The sequence below is a fragment of the Cupriavidus sp. HE11 genome (genome assembly GCF_056097175.1).
This window is the reverse complement of sequence record NZ_CP184465.1, coordinates 1,456,986-1,477,416: the sequence shown is the minus strand read 5'-3', so window position 1 is coordinate 1,477,416 and position 20,431 is coordinate 1,456,986. Positions and strand designations below refer to the sequence as shown.

Sequence of the window (20,431 nt, the reverse complement as noted above, 5' to 3'; positions counted from 1 at the left end):
ATTGGTGCGGGTACGCTCAGGCGTGCGCCAGTGTCAGGGCCGGCAACAGCCGGTCGTACTCGCGTTTGACAAGCTTGTAGCACTCGCACGAATGATGCTCCAGGCCGCAGCGGTCCAGCACGGTGATGTGACCCCGGCTGTGGTGGATCAGCCCCAGGTCCTCCAGCTTGCCGGCGGCTTCCGTCACGCCTTCGCGCCGTACGCCAAGCATGTTGGCGATGACCTGTTGCGTGATCACCAGTTCGTTGGTGTTCATCCGGTCGATAGCCAGCAGCAGCCAGCGGCACAGCTGCTTGTTCAGCGAGTGGTGGCGGTTGCATGCCGCCGTCTGCGCGATCTGCGTCAGCACGGCCTGCACATAGAGCAGCGTCACGCGCTGCAGCGCCGGCAGCTGGGCCAGCTCCGCACGCAGCACGCGTGCCGGAATGCGGTAGGCAAAGCCGGGGCTGCGCACTTCCACGCGGCTCGGCATCGTGTCGCCGCCGGTCACCACGGGAATGCCCACCAGCCCTTCGTTGCCGACGGCGGCAAACTCGACCGTGGCGCCATCTTCCAGCAGCGACAGCAGCGAAACCACCGACGTGGTGGGGAAATACACGTGGACGATGCGCTGGCCCGAGTCGGTCAGCAGCTCCCCTGCACGCAGGCGGACGAGTTCGAAGTGGCGCGACAGCGCGTCCCATTCATGACGCGGCAGTGCATTGAGCAGATGATTGACATGCAGGTCCGACCGATGCGTGATCATTTTCCTTCTCCGTGTGACCCAGGAGCAATGACATCGGAACGCCGCAGTACCTGCGAGACGCGTGACCCGACATCGCCGCTCCGCTTTTCTATCAGCTAGCTTGCTGGCGAATGCCCGGCAGCCCTGAGGCCGCCACCCGTGAACCCAGGCCGGAGCGTGTTGCCGTTGTTGCTCCGGTTTCCTCTTCGTTGTTGACTGTATTAAGTGCCATGCAGCACAGAACGGACAGTAGGCAGACGGATAGGTCAGGGCGTCATGCTTTGGTAGGTTGGATGTAGGAAAAGGGGTGAGTCGCGGTGGCCGCAAGGCGGGCCCACACACTGGCCGGTGGGAGGAGGGAAATGTGTCCTGCCGCGCCAGACATGGTCTGGCGGGCAGGTGGACAAGGATGAGTTTAGCCGTCGTAGCTGACGGATCGCGGCGCGTTCAGCGCCCACACTTCACCCGAAGGGATGGCTCTTGCGTGCATGGCATCCGCTGCATCGTGCATCAGTCGGATGCGGCGCGACTCGCCCGGGCCCAGATGGAACCAGTCGGCCTCGGGCAGCCAGGCGTGATCCTCGATATGGACCCATCGCGCAAAGCGCCGGGTGCCCACGGTCAGCCACCAGACGCCATCCTCGCACGCCACGCTGGCGCTAAGGCCCGGATCCTGCAGCGCGTCGGCGCGCCGGTCGGGCAGGTACACGGCCTGGCTGAGCAACGGGTTGCCTGCGTCTTCCCCGTTGCCCCCTGGAGAGGTGTCGTGCAGCGTCGCCAGCACCACGTCGTGCGCGGGCGGCCCGAAGCGGTAGGCGTAGGTGAAGTCGAAGAAGTGATCCAGCAGTTCCGCCGCCACCAGCCGCCGTGTCTCGCGCGGCGCCAGCGTCAGCGTCTGGTCGGCCTGCGCGGCCACGGCCTCGCCGTCGCGCAGGCAACGCAGCGTCAGCCGCACCGTGCGCGGCGCGGCGGTCTCGTTGACCAGATGGATGTGGAGCCCGTTGAGCCCCTCATCCGTCAGGATGACCTGCAACGGCTGCCAGACCTGCCGCAATGCATGCCACGCCGATTTGGGCCGGGCGTACGCATCGATGATGCCCCAGCCCGCCCCGGGCAGCAGATCCTGCAACTGCCAGACCAGGCCGCCCCGGCAGGTGGAACCGGCGCGGCGCCATTCGCCGAATACCTCGGTCATGACCTCGGCCACCACGGCGCGCGACAGCGTCAGGTAGCGCGCCGGGCGCTCATAGCGCAGGCGCAGCGGATCGACGTCGAACATCGCGCGCAGGTAGAAATCGCGGATATCCTCGAAATCCCAGGCGGCGCCGGCATCGCGCGGCACGCGAGCCTTCCAGCGCGGATCATGGTACGGCTGCGACAGGCCGGCATCGGCCAGCGTACGCGCGCACGGCACATTGGCAAAGGCCAGGCATTCCGAGGTGAAGCGGACATTTGCCAGCCGCGCATCGCTAAGCGGCCGCTGGTAGGCACCCACGCCGTAGTAGTGCGACACGCCGGTATCGGCCTGGAACGGCCACGCGCCTTCGCTGGGCGAATTGCGCAGGTAGACCACATCGGGCCGATGCTCGGCCACCAGTGCCGGGATCAGCGTGTCGAACAGCGGCTGGCGCCAGGCGCTGCGCGGCACGCCCATCATCGCGGCCTGCTGCTCGGCCTCGCTGCCACCGCACAGCACGGCCATACTGGCGTGGGCCCGGGACGATGCAAGCCACTGCGAGACTTCGCGCCGCGCGTCATCCATCCACGCGGCACCGGTATCGGTGCCATAGTCGAAATTGGCGAACATGAAGTCCTGCCACACCAGCAGGCCCAGCGCATCGCATTGCCGATAGAACGCTTCGCCCGGATAACAGGTGACGCCGCTCACGCGCACCATGTTGGCCCCGGCGTCGCGGGCCAGGCGCAGCCACCGCGCCACGGCTTCGTCGGTATCGGCCAGGCCGGGCAGGTCGTGGCTGGACACGCAAGCACCGCGGCAGAACACGCGCTCGCCGTTGATGCGCAGCCCGAACGCACCGGGCTCGCCATCGCGATCCTCGGTAATCGTGCGGAAGCCGACGTTGCCGCAGGCCAGCACCTGGCCGCCCATGCTGGCGTCCACGCGATACAGCGCCGGCTCGCCATGCGTATGCGGCCACCAGCGCCGGGCGTCGGGAATGCGCAACGTGCCCGCCAGCGTGTGCGGGCCGGTGCAGCGCAGATCGCCGTGCCAGATGGCGTGGTCGGGGCCGATTACCGAGAACGCGCCTTGCGCGGGCGCCGTGCCCGGAAAGTGCAATTGCAGGTTCACCACGCCATCGGTGCCATCGATGCTTCCCGACAGTTCGGCGCGTACGCCATGCGTGGGATCGGTGCCGATCGGGTCCAGCAGCTCGATGTCGCGCCACGGCCCCACGGCATGCACGGGCGGGCACCAGCCGGGCATATGCCCGAGCAGCGTGGTGCGCACGGTGCGCAGCGCTGGCGGCTGGATCATGCGCGGCCGCCAGCGTACGGGCCCGCGCTGCGTGCGCAGCCACGGATACAGCGCACGAAAGCAGATATGCAGCACGTTGTCCGCGCCGGCCAGTTCCACCTCCACCTGGTGCGCGGCGAACATATGCCGCGTGGTCAGCAGGTGCTGGCCGTTGAGCCAGACCTCGGCAATCGTTGCCAGGCCGTTGAAGCGCAGCAGGCGGCGTCCGCTGCCCGAGAACGGCAGCCGGTACCAGTAGTCGCGCTGGTGCAGCGGCGGCGGCGCGGTATCGTCCCAGCGGCCGGCCAGGCTCAGTGCGCTCGCCACCGTGCCCGGCACGGGCGCGGGCAGCCAGTGCCCGGACTCGGACAGCTCGCCCGGATGCGCGGCCGCGTTGGCAAAGGTTTCAAGGAAGGTCCAGTCGCCTTCGAGTCGCGCCCGCCCCACGGCCACACCGGGCCGCAGGATGGGCAGGAGTGTCGGTTCCGGGTCGCGTGCGGTCATGTGACGGTCTCTCCGAAATGGGCCGCCAGCGCCGGAACCGTGCCCTGGTAGGCCAGTTCAAGCTGCTCCAGGCAGTCTTCGCAGCTATCGGCCTTGTGGCTGATCACCGCGCGCATCAGGCGGAACTGCATCACCATGGCCTCTGACGCCATCGTGTAGCACGCCTCGGCCACGGTGTCGGGCAACGTCAGCCCCTGCTTGACCAGCCAGCGCACATAGCGCCCGAGCAGTTCGAAGTTGGCGCCAAGCTGGCGCAGCACGCTGGCCGCATAGATCTGGAAGTTGGGCTCGCCGCGCGCCATCAGCTGTTCCAGATGGGCCGGAAACGCGGTGCGGAACGCCTGGATCGGATTCTCGCGGGGGCGCCGCGCCAGATGGCCGCGCAGGAGGTCCAGCGATGCGCACAGCAGCGCATCCTCGGTCAGTCCCTGAAAGCGCCGGCGCACGACCTCGGCCTGCGGAAACGTAGCCACGCCCCACATCGTCTCGTGCGCGGGCATGCGAAAGATGGCAAGGTAGTCGTCCCCGCTCGCCGTGTGATAGCCGTCGTGGTGGTAGTAGCCGACGGCCGTGGCCTCCGGGACGAGCACGTCGATGGCGATGCAGGCCCGCGCGTGCTGCCGGCGGTAGGTGCCAGGGGCCTGTGGCAACTGGAAGCTGTCCACCTCCAGCAGCACGGCGTTGCCCCGGTTGGTCTGCGCCGCGACATGCGATTCCAGCCGGCCATAGGTCGACAGTTCATCCTTGACGATGCCGTACAGGCGTTCCAGGTCGACGGACGGGATGTTCGAGGACGTGAACTGGTCGCCCTCGAAATCGAGCGTGACAGTGAACGGCAAGGCGGCAATGGGTTCGAAATCCCATCCGTGCAACAGTTCGACCCACAGGTCGATATGGCGATTCGCATGCGACCACACCGGGTTGCCACCGTGCAGCGCATGCGCGCCCCCGCGCGTACGTACAGCCTTGCCGTCTCCGTACATTTACACGCCTCCCAGCGTCTCGCGCACCGCCTGCGGCCAACTCGCCGGGTCCAGCCCGTGATGCTTGAGCAGCGCCAGCGTCAGCCGTTCGATGCCGAAGCCCACGCAGCCCGTGTGCGCCACGCCGCCATCGGCCAGGCCGATATGCCAAAGCGCCCCGAAATGGTCCATGTGATAGTTGAAGCTCATGCACGCGGTGGGCGGCGCGCCGTCGTTGACCGGAATCAGCAGCTCGAACTTGAGTTTCAGCTCGCGCTGGCTGTCGGCCACGATCTTGCCGCCGCGCCCGAAGAACGGGTCGTTGGCCACGTCCACTTCCACGGGCAACTGCAACGCCCGGCCCAGTGCCTGCCCACGATCCATCCACAGCTGGCGAAACGCGACGATGCGCTCGGGCGATCCCAGGCACACGTACTCGCGCTGCCGGAACAGCTGCATGCGCGTGGGCTCCAGCGACGGCTCGTGCCGGTAGCAGTACGACAGCACGTCCACCACCTTGCCGTCCTGCGGCAGCGGGCCACGTTTGGCGATGACCGGGTAGATCGGATAGCAGGCTGCCGGCGTCAGCACCACGCCCGTGAATTCCTGCTGGTCGGTCCAGTCCTGCTTGTCCTCCACGCGCGCCAGCAGCTGGCGGTGCGCGCGGTCGTCGCCGCAAAAGCTGTGGATCGTGCCGGCCAGTTGCGGAAAGCTCTTCAGGTATTCGCTGGTCTCGAAATCCTGCTGCCCCAGCGCCGGCGGAAAGCGCAGCACTTCCGCCTGCTGGTCCGCGCCGATCCGCGTGATCGCCAGGTTCAGGCCATCGGCGATGGCTTCGAACTGCGCGCTGCGGCCATATAGCCCCTTGACGCCGGTTTCGATCAGCAGGCCGGCGGCCAGCAGTTGTTCGAGATAGGTGGGCGCAAGCGCGGCTGGCGCGGAGGTCAGTTCACCGGCGCCGCCTCCCGGCGCGGCGTCGGTCAGTGCATGAGCATCCATCGATGGCTCCTTACGAACGGTCGGCCAGCAGCAGGTTGGCTGTGTTGGTCTGGATACGATCGTTGTTGATCATCAGCGGCGCGGACCACAGATCGCGCAGGTGGCGGCCCAGGCTGAACGGCGTGCCCTGCTTGTAGCCGGCCATGCCGCATACCAGCAGCGCCTGCTGCACGACATCCAGCGCCATCGTCGACATGGCGGTCTTCAGGCCGTTCATCTCTGCGGCCAGCGCGAAGGCGGCCGATACCGATGCACCGGCATGGCGCGCGCGCTGGCGTTCCAGCGCCATGTCCACGCGGGCTTCCATCATCTGCAGCAGGCTGACGGCCTCGGCCACGCGCGGCGCCGACGGCGGCAACTGCCCCGGGCGCGCTCGCGCCTGGCCCAGGAAGAAGGTCTTGGCGCGCGACACCGCGTCGCCGGAGATGCCCAGCCACAGCGCGCTCCAGAGGATGTGCGAGACCGGCGTCATGGTGGTGTCCGCGATCTCGCCAAACGGCACCGGCAGCACCTGGTCGATCTGGCCGGTGGCCTCCAGCCGGAAACCGTTGCTGCACGTGCCGCGCATGCCCAGCGTGTCCCACGCGTTCAGGCTCTGCAGCGTGTAGTCGTCCTTCAGCGCGCAGACCAGCACCTGGTCCGACGGCGATGCGTCGGCATGGCGCCGGGCCGTGATCAGGATGCCATCGGCATGCGCGCCATACGAGATCGTCGGCGCCATCTTCAGCAGATGGAAGCGGTCGCCCTCCACGTTGACCGCGCAGCCGCTGCTGCGCAGCGCACCGCCAATGGCTTCCTCGGACGTGGCCGACGCCAGCAGCAGTTGCTCGCCCGCCACGCGCGCCAGCATCTGCTGATGCCACGGGCTGCCCGTGCCGTGTTCGAGCAGGCAGGCCACCTGGATCTGGTGCATCGCGTAGATCATGCCGGTGGATGCGCACGTTTCGCCCAGCACCCGGCAGATGGCCGCAATGGTCGCCAGCGGCGCCCCGCTGCCGCCCAGCACGGCCGGCACCATCGCGCCGAGCAGGCCCTTCTGGCGCAGCACCTCGAAAGCCTCGTGCGGGAAGCGCGCTTCGTGGTCCACGTCGTCGGCAAAGCGCTGCGCCACGGCAGCCGCTTCGCGCGCGGCCGCGATCAGTTCGTCGCCGGCCATGGCGCTGCCGCCGGCGGGGCTGGCATGCGCCAGCGCTACCTTGGCGGTGCTCATGCTGCCTCCTGTTGCCGGCGAATGGTTTCAACGGCCGCCGCAAGCGAGTCCACGCTGCGGAAGAGCTGGCGCGTCAGCATCTGGTCGGGAATCTCGATATCGAACGCATTTTCCAGCGCCAGCATCACATGCACGGTGGCCAGCGACGACAGGCCTGCCGCGTAGAGGTCGTCGTTATCGGCGAGCGTGTCCAGCGGCACGTCAAGGCGGGCCACTTCTCCCAGGATGTTGCGGATGGTTGTTTTCATTCGATGTCTCCGATTCGGAAGCCTTGACGGGCTCCATTCCAGTCGTTTTGGGCGCCCGGCTCGGTGCGATGTCGCACCAAACCGGGCGCCGTTGCGCGGGGTCACGCTCAATAGGCAGCCGCGCCTGTCCAGCCGTGCAGGGCCGTACGCAGGATGATTCGAAGGTCGAGCTGGAACGACCAGTGCTGGATGTAATAGATGTCGAACTCGATGCGCTTGCGCATCTTCTCGATGGTGTCGGTCTGTCCGCGCAGACCGTTGATCTGCGCCCAGCCCGTGATGCCGGGCTTCACGCGATGCCGCAGCATGTAGCGGTCGATCAGTTCCTTGTAGATCTCGTTGTGTTCCATTGCGTGCGGGCGCGGGCCCACCACCGACATCTCGCCGCGTAGCACGTTGAAGAACTGCGGCAGTTCGTCCAGGCTGGTGCGGCGCAAAAAGGCGCCTACCCGGGTCACGCGCGGATCGTCGCGACTGGCCTGCGTCACGCCGTGGTCCTGGTGCATGCGCATGGTGCGGAACTTGTAGACGCTGAACGGGCGCCCGTCGATGCCCAGCCGCTGCTGCCGGAACAGCACCGGCCCCGCCGACGACAGCTTGACCATCAGCGCGATCAGCAGCAACACCGGGCTCAAACCCACGATCACCGCCAGCGCGAACACGCGGTCGAAGCTGGCCTTGACGATGCCGGTCACGCCCGACTCCGGCGGGCTGTTCAGGTCGATCACGGGCAGGCCCATGAAGTCGCTGAACCGGTGCCCCAGCAGTTCCACCGACGCCACGTCGGGCACCCAGCGGATATCGATCAGTTCGTTGCGGAACTGCCGCACCACATCGGACAGATCGCGGCAGGCCGCCATCGGCAGCGTGAGCCAGATCTCGCGCACGCCCTGGCTGCGCACCATCGCGCAGACCTCTTCCATGGTGTGCAGCGGCTCGACGCCGGCCGGGATGTTCTGGCTGGTTTCGTCGTAGATGCCGACCACGCGGTAGCCGGCGGCGCGAATCTGCTGCACGCGCAGGTACATCTCGCGCCCCAGCGGGCCGTAGCCGCAGATCACCACGCGCTTGGCGTTGATGCCCTGCTCGCGCACGTTGGCAAGCATGCGGAACATGATGGCGCGCGACAGCAGCAGCAGCACCAAAGTGGTGATGAACCAGCCCATCGACCAGACGCGGGAGACCGCGGCGATCTGGTGGATCAGGAACGCGCCCATCAGGCCTGTCAGGAACACCGTCGCCCACGCCGCACAGGCGCGCAGCGCCAGCACGGCCTGGCTGCGGCCGCGCCACGATTCGTAGAGGCCGAACGCCGGAAACACGACCAGGGCCCCCAGCGCGCACAGCATCGTCAGGAAGCCGTTGACGGGTGCCGCCTCGCGGATGCCGCCCGGAAAATAGACCGCGCCCATGCCGATGCCGGCCGCTGCAATCAGCAGCGCATCGCAGAGTCTGTAGAGATAGTGAAGCGCCGAATTACGCTCGGCAGCGACATTCCAGTTCGACGCCATGACCACCCCATGCCCCTTGCGGGAAGCTGTTTCGGGTCATGTTTGCGCAGTGGAGTTGACAGCGTCTGTTAGGCGGCGCACACAGGTCAGGGGCGCCTCCGGCAGCCTAGCGGGGAGCGTTCCGGAACACACCGGCCGCGCGCATGTGCGGACCCGGCAGCGCGGCCCACTCGCCCCGGTGGTAAGGGCGGTCGCGCCCCGAAAGGAACATGGCAAAGTCCTGCACCATCACGTGGGTAGCACCGGCCAGGCCGCCGGTGGGCAGCACCATCAGCGCGGCCAGCATGGCGCACATCGCCAGCATCGTGCGGGGGCTGCGCGGCACGCCGTGCCTGACCACGATCGGCAGGCTGACCAGGAAGCCAAGCGCCAGGCCGCTGGCGACCTCGGAAACCGAATGCGCATGCAACGCCAGCCGCGAGACGCCCACCGCCAGCGCCAGCAGCACGCCGCCCAGCGCGGCCAGCAGGCCCAGTCCGGGGCGCGTGTCGGGCATGGCGATGTAGAAGATCACCGGCAGGATCGACGCGGCCATCATCGCGTGCCCCGAGAAGCCCGTGAAGTTCAGCGACGCACTGCCGATGCCCCATCCCATGAAGGCGAGCTTGGACGCCAGCACCACCAGCGCGGTGACGGAGAACGCCAGCATCCAGTGCCGCGCCACGCCGGTGGCACCATGCCAGCGCATCCACGCGTAGAGAAAGCATGCGCAAGGCAGCAGGAAGGCGGATTCGCCAAAGTGGGTGATCAGTTCCCAGCGGTTCATCGGTATCTGCGGCGGGGCCGCGCAATTGCGGGTGACCAGGTGCGGTGGCACTGTACGTGGCGGCAGCGTAGCACCACTGCGGCCGCTGCGTGCGCCAAATCATTCGACGGATCATCCCGGGTGTCCATCCCGAAGCATGAGGGCCGCACGTGGCTGCAGGGTACCCGGCGCCGGGTGCCGCGGGCCGCACTGGCGCGCCAGCACTGGGCGCGCCAGTGCGAACGGCCTGCGAAACGGGGGATGAGATGCCGGGGTGGCATGCTTCTTCTGGTTGATACTGTCCCGCACTACGATTCGATATGTTCAATGTAATGGTCGCTCACCACGTGGGCGGCCATTTCAAAGCCCGCATGGTCCCCCGGTCGGCGGGCTTCTTTTTTGGCACCGGCGGATCTGCGGATGCTGGCCAACGGATGGGATGCGTGAAGCCCAGGGCGGGGCGGGTGTCAGGGCGGCGGGGCCCGCGTCAGTGCAACGAACAGCGCGCGGGCGGTGTCCAGGTGACGGCTGGCCTCACGCTCGCCGATTTCACGGGCGGCGATGATCGCCGCGTCCTCGGTGGCAAAGCTGCGGCCATGCAATTCGCCCCGATACAACAACGGCCCGCCAATAATGGCGAGCCGTATCTCGTAGCAGCATGCCCACTTGCCCCGGCCTTCGCGCACGGCGAATCCGTGGACAACCAGGATATCCAGACTGTGTTCCATACGACCCCCTGCTCCCCGCGACGGCCGGCCTCTCCAAGGCGCCGGCTTCTGACCGCGGGCAAATCCAGCATAGTCGTATCAACGCGCGGACGCCTTCATCCGATGGCAGTAGACCCATCGGGACTAACCCGCGCCGCATGGATGAAGTGCGGCGCTGGCGCGGAGGCTGCCTGCGCGCTGTGCGGATGCAGCGCCCTCAGCAACGACAGCGCACTGCGCGGGAAACACTGCCCGCCGGCCCACACCAGCGTGGCGGCCGCGCACACCAGTTCCACCGGCGCGGGCACCGCCAGGCAGCCATTGGCACCGAGCAACGCGGCATGCGCCATCAGCGTGGCATCCAGCGCGTCGGACAGCACCAGCCATCGCCGGGGCGCCAGGCGCGAGCGCACGCGGTCGAGCAACGTGCGCGGGTCGCCCGGTACGCCGCTGCAATCCACCAGCGCCATCTCGACCGGCTGTTCCGGTACGGGTTCGGATTCATCGGGGTTGTCGATCGAAGGCATGCGTACCGGGACGGGATCGCCGTCGAGCAGCCATTCGGGTCCGTGCCAGCGCACCGGCGTCGGGATATCCTGCCCTTCCATCCGGCGCGCAAGAATCCGGCACATCATTTCGTTGCTGGCGATGAGGTAGGTCGTCATCTGAATGCCATCCGCGCAGCTTGCGCGTGTGTCCGCGGGGTGTGGTGCCCCCGTGGGACGCCCTGGTTGGGCGCATCGTATTCTTGTGGAAATGATGGCGATGAGGAGTGCGTGCCGGAGATTTCGCTGATCTCCGCGGCTGCCCCCCGGCGCCGCGCCTGAAACTACAAGCTAGCAACCACAGCCGGCTACCGCCTCATGCTTTTGGATGAGGGCGGGCCGGCGAATGGCGGAAGCGTGCCGATGGCCGGCAGCATCCGATGACTGTGGTCATGCGGCCTCACAGGCCTCCGGTGCGCTCAGGGACGACATCGGGATGTGCGTGGGCCGGGCTGGCGTGGGGCCAGGCCAGTTGAGCGTGGCGCCGCGCTGCAGCGCTACATACACCGCTTCGCCCTTGTTGCGCACATGCAGGCGCTGATAGAGCGTGCAAGCATGGGTCTTGGCGGTGGCCACCGAAATGTTCAGCAGGCGGCTGACCGTCTTGATCGGATAGCCACGTGCCAGCAGGGCCAGCACTTCGTACTGACGCTCGGTGATATTGAGCAGATGCGCGCCCGCAGCGGGGGTCTCCGGCGCGGCTGCCTGTCCGTGCGCGGCGTCGTGCCGGTGCCCCGGCACGCTATGCAGCGGCACCACGATCGGCGCGGCGTCGTGGCGCGCTTCGGCGGCGCCCGGCTCAGTGTGTCGCGTCGCGGGCAGCTGGGACGGAAAGCATTCGCCGCCAGCCAGCACCAGGCGGATAGCCGCTTCCAGCGCATCGGCCGAACAGGTCTTTGCCAGCAGGCCACGCACCGCATCGGGCATGCCGGATTCGGGCAGCGGCACCGGCAACTGGTCGGCCAGCACCAGCACGCGCAGCGGCGTCAGCCGGCGGCACAGATCCGCCAGCGTGTGCCAGCCTTGCTCCGCATCGGCCGGCAGGCCGAAGACGAGCAGATCGGCGTGGTGTGTCCACGGATCGGGGTCGTGCAGCGCGGTGGAATCGAGATCGACGAGATCGCCCGGTACATGCGCCTGAGCCAACAGATGGCGCAAGCCGAGACGCAACAATGGATGTGGCTCAAGCAACAGAATGGTGGCCATGGCCGCTCACTTCTTCTTGGCGCACCGTAGCGATATCTGGCTGCTCGCATGGCGCGCTGATTGGAGGCGCTCCGCTTATGGCGCGGTTGCACTTCCATACGATCTGCATCACCTCCTGAACCGTTCGCAGTGTTTCCCGTCCTGGCTACCGACTGCTTTCGGCCCTCCCTCGGAGGATGTCAGACCGCCCCGTGTGCGTATGTAACGCGTTAGATGCCTCTGAACTCAGATTCAAATTAAATCTAATTCTGGTGTTCAGCATAGGCAGCACGAGTTGCGATTGCAAGTCGATGTTGCAGCGCAACGGGTTTTCCCTCGGTTGTATGGCAAGTGCGCCCGAGCGATATGGCAAGTGGTGCCGCAAACCTCGAACGATCGTTCGGAGCCATGGAAAGTGACTTCAGAATCTCTATGTTGCGCCGCACTAAAGTCGGGCCGGCGCGCGCCGTCAATGCGATGGCAATTCAATCGCCCAGACCCGGGCCAACCTGAGAGAAGAGTTCAACACATGCTTTCCTCGCTTCGCGCACGAATCGTGGCCCTATCGGTGGCCATCGTCATCGTGGCGCTGGCAGCCAATGCCATCGTCAACCAGCTTGTCGCCCGCGCCTATAACAACGAGGCCATCGACAATAACCTTGCCGCCGTGCAAACCGGCCACGTGGACGCCATTGCGGAATGGGTGTCCAGTCATACGCAAATGATCGCGTCACTGCAGGACGCCGCGCTGCAGGAAGACCCCATTCCTGCGCTACGCCTGGTGTCCAGCGCGGGCGGCTTTATCAAGACCTACGTCGGCTATCCGGACAAGAGCCACCGGTTTTCCGACGCCGCCGGCCTGAAGCCCGACTACGATCCCACCGCGCGGCCCTGGTACAAGCAGGCCGTGGCGGCAGGCAAGCCGATCGTCACGCCACCCTATATCGCGGCCAGCAGCGGCAAGCTGGTGGTGACGTTTGCCGTACCGGTGATCCGCGATGGCGGCGTCAAGGCGGTAATCGGCGGCGACGTGGCCATGGACGCCGTGGTCGCCAATGTCCGGTCGATCCGTCCCACACCGGCCAGTTTCGGCATCCTGGTGGCGCGCGACGGCAAGATCGTCGCGCACCAGGACGACAAGCTGACGCTCAAGCCGATATCGGACCTGGTGCCCGCGCTGGACGGCGACAAGCTTGGTGCGCTGGTATCGGCCACTACGCCGCTGGACGTCAGCGTCGGCGGCGCCAGCAAGCTGCTGCGCGGCCGCGATATCGCCGGCACCGACTGGGTTGCCGTGATCGCGCTGGACAAGACCGAGGCCACGGCCGGCATGCGGTCGGTACTGATTGCATCGATGATCTCGCTGGTGATCGTGGCCTGCGCGGCCGCGCTGATCGTGGCCGGCGTCACGGCGGTCTCGTTCCGGCGGCTGTCGGGCATTCGCGACGCCATGGTGGCGATCGGCTCCGGCGATGGCGACCTCACGCGGCGCCTGCCCGCGCAGGGCACTGACGAGGTGGCGCAGATCGCCCGTGCCTTCAATGCCTTTGCCGACAAGCTCGTACACGTCATGCGCCAGATTCGCGACGCGAGCGAATCGGTGCATGTGGCCGCCAACGAGATTGCTGACGGCAATGCGGATCTGTCTCGCCGCACCGAATCGGCCGCCGCCAGCCTGGAGCAGACTGCGGCGTCGATGGAGGAGATTACCGCCACCGTGGGGCAGTCGGAGAGCGCGGCACGCCAGGCCGACGACACGGCCACGCAGGCGCAACAGGTTGCCACCCGGGGCGGCAGCGCCATCTCCGGGGCCATCGACACGATGGGCGACATCGAGCGCGCCGCCGTCAAGGTTTCGGACATCATCGGCGTGATCGAGGGCATTGCCTTCCAGACCAACATCCTGGCGTTGAACGCTGCGGTGGAAGCGGCCCGTGCCGGCGAGCAGGGCCGTGGGTTCGCGGTGGTGGCGGGAGAGGTGCGCGCGCTGGCCCAGCGCAGTTCGCAGGCCGCCAAGGAGATCAAGACGCTGATCGAATCGACGGTAGGCAGCGTCAGTGCCGGGTCCGGCCAGGTGCGGCTGAGCGGCGAGACGATGCACGAAATCGTTGGCAACGTGGGCCGCGTCACGCAGATCATCTCCGAGATCACCAGCGCCGCGCGCGAACAGACGCGCGGCATCCAGGAGGTGAACGTGGCGGTCAGCCAGCTCGACCAGATGGTGCAGCAGAACGCCGCGCTGGTGGAACAATCCACCGCCGCCGCTGCCGCACTCCAGGGCCAGGCGTCCACGCTGGCGGAAGTCGTGCGCACGTTCCGGCTGGACTGACACCGGAGCCCGGTCTTCGGCCGGGCTCATCCTTGCACTACGCCCCGCGCGCCCTGTTCGTGGGCGCGGTCCCCGGGCCTTGCGCCCTCCCCGGAGCTCCATCGGACCCCGGGGCCTCTTCTTCCTTCCCTCTATATATATGTGTCCGGCTCCCCGCCATCGATGGCGTCGCGGGGCGGCGGCTCGACGCTTTTCTCGAAGCCGATTTCGCCGGGATCCCTCGATTCAATTATTTTGAATAACTATGACGACGATAGCCTACTTTCTCTGGGATGGCGGTCGCTATAGTTCTGCACATGGACAGCGCAGCAACGCAGCGAAACAAACGAAGCGAAGCCAGCGCCGCCCGATAAACCTCAAACTTATTGAATCATCCTTTATTCCGGAGCACACCATGTCGAACGCCAAGCTGCAAGTCCTGACCCCGCGCAACAGCCAGCTGATCATCATCGACCACCAGCCCCAGATGGCCTTCGGCGTGCAGTCGATGGACCGCCAGACCATGAAGAACAACGTGGTGGGCCTGGCCAAGGCAGCCAGGATCTTCGACGTGCCGACCACCATCACCACCGTGGAAAGCGAATCGTTCTCCGGCTACACCTATCCCGAACTGCTCGACGTCTTCCCGGGCAAGGAAACGCTTGAACGCACCTCGATGAATTCGTGGGACGACCAGAAGGTGCGCGACTCCCTGGCGGCCAACGGCCGCAAGAAGATCGTGGTGGCGGGCCTGTGGACCGAAGTCTGCAACACCACGTTCGCCCTGAGCGCGATGCTCGAAGGCGACTACGAGATCTACATGGTGGCCGATGCGTCGGGCGGCACCAGCAAGGAAGCGCACGACTACGCCATGCAGCGGATGATCCAGGCCGGCGTGGTGCCGGTGACGTGGCAGCAGGTGCTGCTGGAATGGCAGCGTGACTGGAAGAACAAGGAAACGTACGACGCCGTGACGGGCCTGGCGAAGGAACACTCGGGCGCCTACGGCATGGGCATCGACTACGCCTACACGATGGTCCACAAGGCCGCGCAGCGCACGCAGACCGCGCATCCGTCGATTGCCCCGGTGCATGCACCGGTGACGGAATACTGATCGGCGACGACGCCGGCCCCCCATCAGGATCACGGGCACGCGAGCGCCATCACCCATCTGGTGGCGCTCGCGTGCCCGTGTTCGTTCCGCGCAATTTATTCGGTGGATTAGTAGTTAGACCGATGTCGAGCCAGTGAAAAATCATTCGAACGAATGATGTGTCTATTGTGGATTTTTTGGCTGTGAGCCTCGTGGCGGATGTGGCAACGCGGAAGGGGCGGGAATGCGTATACGCGTATACGTATACGCATATTGCGTTTCGAAGGCCTCCCGTACCAGGCACTTCAGCACGCCGGCTTTGGCGCCGCCACACAACAAAGCGTACTCACTGCTGCGTATGAAATTCCTTTTAAATCAACGCTGCAGATTGATGGATGGAACGGCGATTTTTTCTCGCTGGAGAGCCTGAAAGGCACGTGTCACACGCTGCCTCGATGTGGCTGCTTCGGCCTTGCAGAGTGCCATCCAATCCCCCGTTGCCGCGTATGCCCACCACGTGGAAATGGCGGGTTCCGGATTCATGCGTCCTCGAGGTCGCATGCGAGACGAATGACGTCCATCCTCAAAAGCCGCTCTACATTCGTTGGCTGGATTTTTGGCCACGACGTCGTCGTCCAAGGATGCAGCGAATTTGGGGAGCCCCGCAGCACCATATTCCGGACCTGACAACCGGCACTCTGGCTGCCCCCCCGCTACTGGAAGACGTCGATGCCCTTTCAGGGTCCTGAGCATCTTGCGGGCGCCACAAGGGGCGTTAGCGACGCTGCACCGCGTTCTGGTACCGCGTTCTGGTATCTTCCTGACGCTCCCGACGCATATACTGCACACGACCTCCAGATCCAGAGCCCGCCAGGGCGGTCTTTTCGTGCCTCGAAGATTCGTAGCGCGCTCATGCACCCGAATTTCCCCAAGTGCCTCCACTTCCATTAAAATAATTTGCATTGCACTTTGATGTGCAGAATGGGCCGGTTGGGATTTTGAATGACAACTTATGGTTGCAAATCAGTCACTTACGCGCGTTTGGCTCCGTGCGCCTGGAACGGCGCACGCCTGAGCCCAGCGGCTGCCGTACATGCTTTTGGCATCCCATTGCGGCGGCGGCTGGAATGCCAAAATATGCGCCATACGGCACAAACTCGGAGATGCGGCCGTGGCCGATGATCGCGATACGCTGGCGGCAACCAAACTGACCCGTACCGAGTTTGCCGTGGTGCGCGCCTATGCCCAGGGCATGCGGCCGGTCGATATCGCCAACCGCTATCTGCTGGATCCGGACGACGACGACGACCTGACCGAGCATCAGGCCATCCAGCGCATTCTTTCGCTGCGTGACCGTCTGGTGCAGTTTGCGCTCCAGCATGACCGGCCGGATATCGCCGAGATGTTCGAAGCGCTGCGCGGCCGGTCGGATACCGGCATGTCGCGGCGGGTAGAGGCGCTTTCATCGATCGAGCAACTCGGCCAGGGCCGCCCGCTGCCGTCGCATCGCGTATCGCTCTGGTTTGGGCCAAGCCTCGCCCGGCGATTGATGGCAGCCGACATTCAGACCATTGCCGACCTCGTGACGCTCGCTAACCGTCGTGGCAGCAGCTGGTGGCGGCATGTGCCCCGCATCGGCCGGAAATCCTGCGAAACGATCATTCGCTGGCTGGCCGGTCAGCAGGTTGCCTCCGATATCAAGCTGCGCGAGTTTGTGCAGGCGCCCTCTGATTTTGTGCTTCGAAGACCACTTAATTACGCGCAACTTGGGCCATATATGCGTGTTCCGGTGCCACTGGAGTCGATGCATATGCACGCTGGCGGCAGCATCCAGGAACGGGAACTGGCCGAAGATCTGCGTTCGGTGAAGGATTGGGTCAAGACAAAAGAGTCGTCGCCAAACACGTGGACGAGCTACCGGCGCGAGGCCGAACGGGTGCTGTTGTGGGCCGCGCGACAAGGCCGTTCGCTGCGTTCGCTGGCGGCCGCGGACCTGGTGGCCTACCAGTCGTTTCTCGCCGATCCCCAACCTGCCAATTTCTGGTGCGGGCCGGCAAGCGCGCGCGACAAGGCCTATTGGCGGCCTTTCGAGGGGCCGCTGCGTACCAGTTCCTGCGAGGCGGCGCTGCGGGTAGTGCGGGCACTGCTCGGCGCCCTCCACAAGGAAGTGCCGCGCCGACGTGCCCGGCCATCGCACGACTCAACCGGTCGGTTGAATGATGGCACCGTCGCGACGGCTCCACGTTCGTCGGCCGATATCGCCGTAGCGGATGTGACGCAGTTTGCTGCGGAAGAAGTAGGTACGGAGTCGGCCGTTCCGGTTGACCGGTTCCTTCGATGGTTGTCCGACGATTCGTCGTCGCCTCAGCAGCGCGCCGCGCTTGCCGCGGCCTTGCTGATTGCCCGGCACGGCTTGCGCGTGGTCGAGCTACCGGGCCTCCGCTTCTCTCACCTGGCGCCTGGTATCGACACTGTCAACCTGATGCTCGCAGCAAAGAGCGCGGCGCGGGCCGGCGAGATCCCGCTGGATGCCGACGCATGGGATGCGCTGGTGGCACACTGGGGCGACCGTGGACTCGAATGGAAGGATGACTTGCCAGGCAATCGCCCCGAGGCAGCGCTGCTCGCGCCGATTGATTTCCCAGACACCGATAGGGGCCGTGCGAAACGATTGCTGGCATCGGCCGGCTACTCGCCTAGCGGGCTGGAGCGGCTGTTGCGATCCAGCTGGCGGCGTTTTGCCGCCACGCATGATGATGTGCCGGCGGCGTTCACACCCCGCCAGCTCAGGGCGCCCTGAGATCAGAGCAGCGTCTTGTCCAGCCCGAATCGGGCCTTGAGCACTTCCAGCAGATCTTCCCGGGCATTGCGATCGGTCAGCTGGACATCGAGCATGATCCGTCCGGAATCCCATTCCTTGATCGTGCCAAGCAGTTGGCCTGCCTCGGTGCGAATCTTGTACTGACGGCTGATTTCCTTTACTTTGCGCGACTTGCCTTCCTGCGCCTGCTTGCGGATGGACTCCACCTCGCGGCTCGACAGGCCATCGTTCATGATGCGCGTGGCAAGATCCCGAGTGCGGTCCTCGCCGGCGATCTTGCAATAAAGCGTCAGCTCGTACCCGGCCGCAATGCCAATGGCACTGGGCCGCTCACGCATGACTGCAATCACCGATTCCGGCAGTTTCAGCAGTGCCAGCGTCTTGTTCACCGTACCGGCGGACATCCCGGTCAGTTCACAGATCTCCTCTTCCTTCTGGACCTTGCCTTCGTCCAGCAGCTGACGCCATGCAATCGCGTTGTCCAATGCGGACTGATCCGAGCGCTGCTCGTTCAGCAGGAAAGACAGCCGGTAGAAATCGAGGTCGCTGAGGTCGTCCTCGATAAAGCATTCCATCTCCAGCTTGCCGGCCGAGGCCAGGGCGCGCTTTCGATAGTGCCCGTCGATCAGGATGTAGTGGCCCGGACGAGCGGGATCTGGTGCGGCCAGGCCAGGCGTCTTTTGCCCATGCGTGGCGATTGACGCAGCCCGTTCCTGAACGACCGCCGGATCATAAATGCGCCGGGCGTTGAACGGGTTGTCATGCAGGTTTGCGATCGGGACCCGAATCAGCACGCGCCCTTCCGCATTCACCACCGGACTTTCAGCGCTGAAAGTGGACAGCGGCGCGCCGGGACGTTGGTTCTGGAGCAGCCCATTTGGGTGTTCGGAAAGCGCGGCCTCCGCACGTGCGAACCGGTCGATCGCATCGCTACGGGTTTTCTCCGCGGCCATGCCGGCAAGCATGCCGGCCTTCAGGCTTTTCAATTTCGTTGCCATTCGTATTACTCAATCAGGGACAGTATCTCGTCCACCATCATGTCGACTTCCTGGATCGCCTCGCGTGCGCCCGGCACACCATGGACGGTACACCCTATCGCCTGACATTCCCGGAACGCCGAGCGCGACCCGATCATCGAGTTCAGCAGCGGCACATCGCCGTCATCGCCAAGGATCTCGATTGCCTGGCGCGCGATGGAAACACGGCGCTGCACCATGTTTGCCATGACGCGGATCTGCAGTGTCTCGTTTTGCACCTGGGCGTGCTGCGCCAGCGTCTTGGCGGCCACCGCGGCCCAGAGGTCAGGGGGAGACGGAACCACCGGAATAATGGCCAGGTCGGAAATCAGCAATGCGCTGGACGGCGCAGCCGAATGCACGGCCGGCGGGCAATCGACAAGGATGTAGTCGTAGTCGTGCACGAACTTGCGCACTTCGCGGTGCATCGCCCCGCCCGATGGAGCCAGCCCGATAACGGAGGCGGGAAACGGCCGTTCGTCGCTCGCCTGGGCTGCCCAGCGAGTTGCCGTGCCCTGCTCATCCATGTCGACGAGCATCGAGCGAGCGCCGCGGAGCCCCAATGTGCCAGCAAGGTGCATGCTAACGGTAGTCTTGCCGCAGCCGCCCTTCTGGTTGAAAACGGTGATGATTTTTGCTGCCACTTGGGGCCTCACTTTCAGCGCTGAAAGCGCGCGGATGATGGTGTTCAATCAAGGCGAAACTTTAGCCAATCCCACAGTGCGCTACAACCCATTTTCGAAAATTTAAATAATTGGAATTGACGCGAGAAGCGTGACGTGGGACCAGCATGCGCAGCGAAATTGGGGTGGGTGGGACAAACCCGCCTATATCAACTATGGGGATTCTTCTTCTTGAAAAGCGGTAGAGAATCCGCCTAAAGTAAGGGTAGTGCGCATTACGCCGCACATGACACCGCAACACAATGTGGTTATGATGCCCGTTACAGTCGAGTCAAGTCGTCTCAACTCGTTGACTTCCGTTCGGTATCTACGAGACCCCAGCGTGCTTGAACGGTTGTTTGCGTTGTGTAAACGAACTTGCTTCGAAAGGACTTTCTTATGGCAACCGGTACGGTCAAGTGGTTCAACGAGACCAAGGGTTTCGGCTTCATTACTCCTGACGATGGTGGCGCAGACCTGTTTGCCCACTTCTCGGAGATCCAGGGCTCGGGTTTCAAGACCCTGAAGGACGGCCAGCGCGTGACGTTTGAAGTCAAGCAAGGCCCGAAGGGCCTGCAGGCTTCGGCGATCAAGCCGGCCTGAAGCGAACCACTGCAGTTCCCCGGCGGTCGTCGAGATGGCTGACCGGTAAGCAAGAAGGGCAAGCACAAGCTTGCCCTTCTTGCTTTTCAGCCCGCGCGATTCACGCGCCGGC

At 65.2% G+C, this 20,431-nt stretch carries 17 protein-coding genes; 4 read left to right on the top strand and 13 right to left on the bottom strand.

Translation table 11 applies throughout. The features are described from left to right. Positions 1-16: 16 nt before the first annotated feature. The 11 genes from ACOABP_RS23950 to ACOABP_RS23900 form a co-directional block, all read right to left on the bottom strand. Positions 17-745 carry a Crp/Fnr family transcriptional regulator gene (locus ACOABP_RS23950; protein WP_474228114.1) on the bottom strand — a complete coding sequence of 243 codons (729 nt, stop codon included), beginning with the start codon at positions 743-745 and terminating at the stop codon, positions 17-19. A 394-nt stretch (positions 746-1,139) separates the two neighbouring features. Further along, complete coding sequence (locus tag ACOABP_RS23945) at positions 1,140-3,704, bottom strand: glycoside hydrolase family 2 protein (RefSeq protein ID WP_474228113.1); 2,565 nt, start codon at positions 3,702-3,704, stop codon at positions 1,140-1,142. Continuing rightward, a complete protein-coding gene (locus ACOABP_RS23940; RefSeq protein ID WP_474228112.1) occupies positions 3,701-4,687 on the bottom strand; it encodes a DUF1839 family protein in 987 nt (328 codons plus the stop codon). The genes ACOABP_RS23945 and ACOABP_RS23940 overlap by 4 nt, the downstream gene beginning before the upstream one ends. Continuing rightward, positions 4,688-5,665, bottom strand: coding sequence for an amino acid--[acyl-carrier-protein] ligase (locus tag ACOABP_RS23935; protein ID WP_474228111.1), 978 nt, complete (start codon positions 5,663-5,665; stop codon positions 4,688-4,690). 10 nt (positions 5,666-5,675) lie between these two features. Continuing rightward, on the bottom strand, positions 5,676-6,875 hold the full coding sequence (locus ACOABP_RS23930; protein ID WP_474228110.1) for an acyl-CoA dehydrogenase family protein: 1,200 nt from the start codon (positions 6,873-6,875) through the stop codon (positions 5,676-5,678). After that, the gene (locus ACOABP_RS23925; protein ID WP_066737679.1) at positions 6,872-7,123 is read right to left on the bottom strand and encodes an acyl carrier protein; all 252 of its coding nucleotides are present in this window, start codon (positions 7,121-7,123) and stop codon (positions 6,872-6,874) included. The genes ACOABP_RS23930 and ACOABP_RS23925 overlap by 4 nt, the downstream gene beginning before the upstream one ends. A 107-nt stretch (positions 7,124-7,230) precedes the next feature. Continuing rightward, a complete protein-coding gene (locus tag ACOABP_RS23920; RefSeq protein WP_474228109.1) occupies positions 7,231-8,634 on the bottom strand; it encodes an undecaprenyl-phosphate glucose phosphotransferase in 1,404 nt (467 codons plus the stop codon). A 106-nt stretch (positions 8,635-8,740) separates the two neighbouring features. Beyond that, positions 8,741-9,400 carry a phosphatase PAP2 family protein gene (locus tag ACOABP_RS23915; RefSeq protein ID WP_474228108.1) on the bottom strand — a complete coding sequence of 220 codons (660 nt, stop codon included), beginning with the start codon at positions 9,398-9,400 and terminating at the stop codon, positions 8,741-8,743. A gap of 446 nt (positions 9,401-9,846) precedes the next feature. After that, on the bottom strand, positions 9,847-10,107 hold the full coding sequence (locus ACOABP_RS23910; RefSeq protein WP_474228107.1) for a hypothetical protein: 261 nt from the start codon (positions 10,105-10,107) through the stop codon (positions 9,847-9,849). A 95-nt stretch (positions 10,108-10,202) separates the two neighbouring features. Then, the gene (locus tag ACOABP_RS23905) at positions 10,203-10,751 is read right to left on the bottom strand and encodes a DNA-binding response regulator (protein WP_474228106.1); all 549 of its coding nucleotides are present in this window, start codon (positions 10,749-10,751) and stop codon (positions 10,203-10,205) included. 270 nt (positions 10,752-11,021) lie between these two features. After that, positions 11,022-11,837, bottom strand: coding sequence for a helix-turn-helix transcriptional regulator (locus ACOABP_RS23900; protein ID WP_474228105.1), 816 nt, complete (start codon positions 11,835-11,837; stop codon positions 11,022-11,024). Positions 11,838-12,345: 508 nt separating this feature from the next. Between ACOABP_RS23900 and ACOABP_RS23895 the strand changes: the two genes are divergently transcribed. The 3 genes from ACOABP_RS23895 to ACOABP_RS23885 all read left to right on the top strand — a co-directional run bounded on the left by ACOABP_RS23895 (position 12,346) and on the right by ACOABP_RS23885 (position 18,017). Beyond that, entirely contained in the window at positions 12,346-14,145 is a 1,800-nt protein-coding gene (locus tag ACOABP_RS23895) for a methyl-accepting chemotaxis protein (RefSeq protein WP_474228104.1), read from the top strand. A gap of 394 nt (positions 14,146-14,539) precedes the next feature. After that, positions 14,540-15,238, top strand: coding sequence for a hydrolase (locus ACOABP_RS23890; protein WP_474228103.1), 699 nt, complete (start codon positions 14,540-14,542; stop codon positions 15,236-15,238). Positions 15,239-16,388: 1,150 nt separating this feature from the next. Next, positions 16,389-18,017 carry a phage integrase family protein gene (locus ACOABP_RS23885; protein WP_474228102.1) on the top strand — a complete coding sequence of 543 codons (1,629 nt, stop codon included), beginning with the start codon at positions 16,389-16,391 and terminating at the stop codon, positions 18,015-18,017. 2 nt (positions 18,018-18,019) lie between these two features. On the opposite strand, the gene ACOABP_RS23880 is transcribed toward ACOABP_RS23885, so the two are convergent. Together ACOABP_RS23880 and ACOABP_RS23875 are read right to left on the bottom strand one after the other, a co-directional pair. After that, positions 18,020-19,036 carry a ParB/RepB/Spo0J family partition protein gene (locus ACOABP_RS23880; RefSeq protein ID WP_474228101.1) on the bottom strand — a complete coding sequence of 339 codons (1,017 nt, stop codon included), beginning with the start codon at positions 19,034-19,036 and terminating at the stop codon, positions 18,020-18,022. 5 nt (positions 19,037-19,041) lie between these two features. After that, positions 19,042-19,698: an AAA family ATPase gene (locus ACOABP_RS23875; RefSeq protein ID WP_066737651.1), complete on the bottom strand. Its 657-nt coding sequence runs from the start codon at positions 19,696-19,698 to the stop codon at positions 19,042-19,044. A 417-nt stretch (positions 19,699-20,115) separates the two neighbouring features. Here ACOABP_RS23875 and ACOABP_RS23870 point away from each other — a divergent pair, with 417 nt between their 5' ends. Continuing rightward, positions 20,116-20,319, top strand: coding sequence for a cold-shock protein (locus tag ACOABP_RS23870; RefSeq protein ID WP_006159056.1), 204 nt, complete (start codon positions 20,116-20,118; stop codon positions 20,317-20,319). The last annotated feature ends 112 nt before the right edge of the window (positions 20,320-20,431 follow it).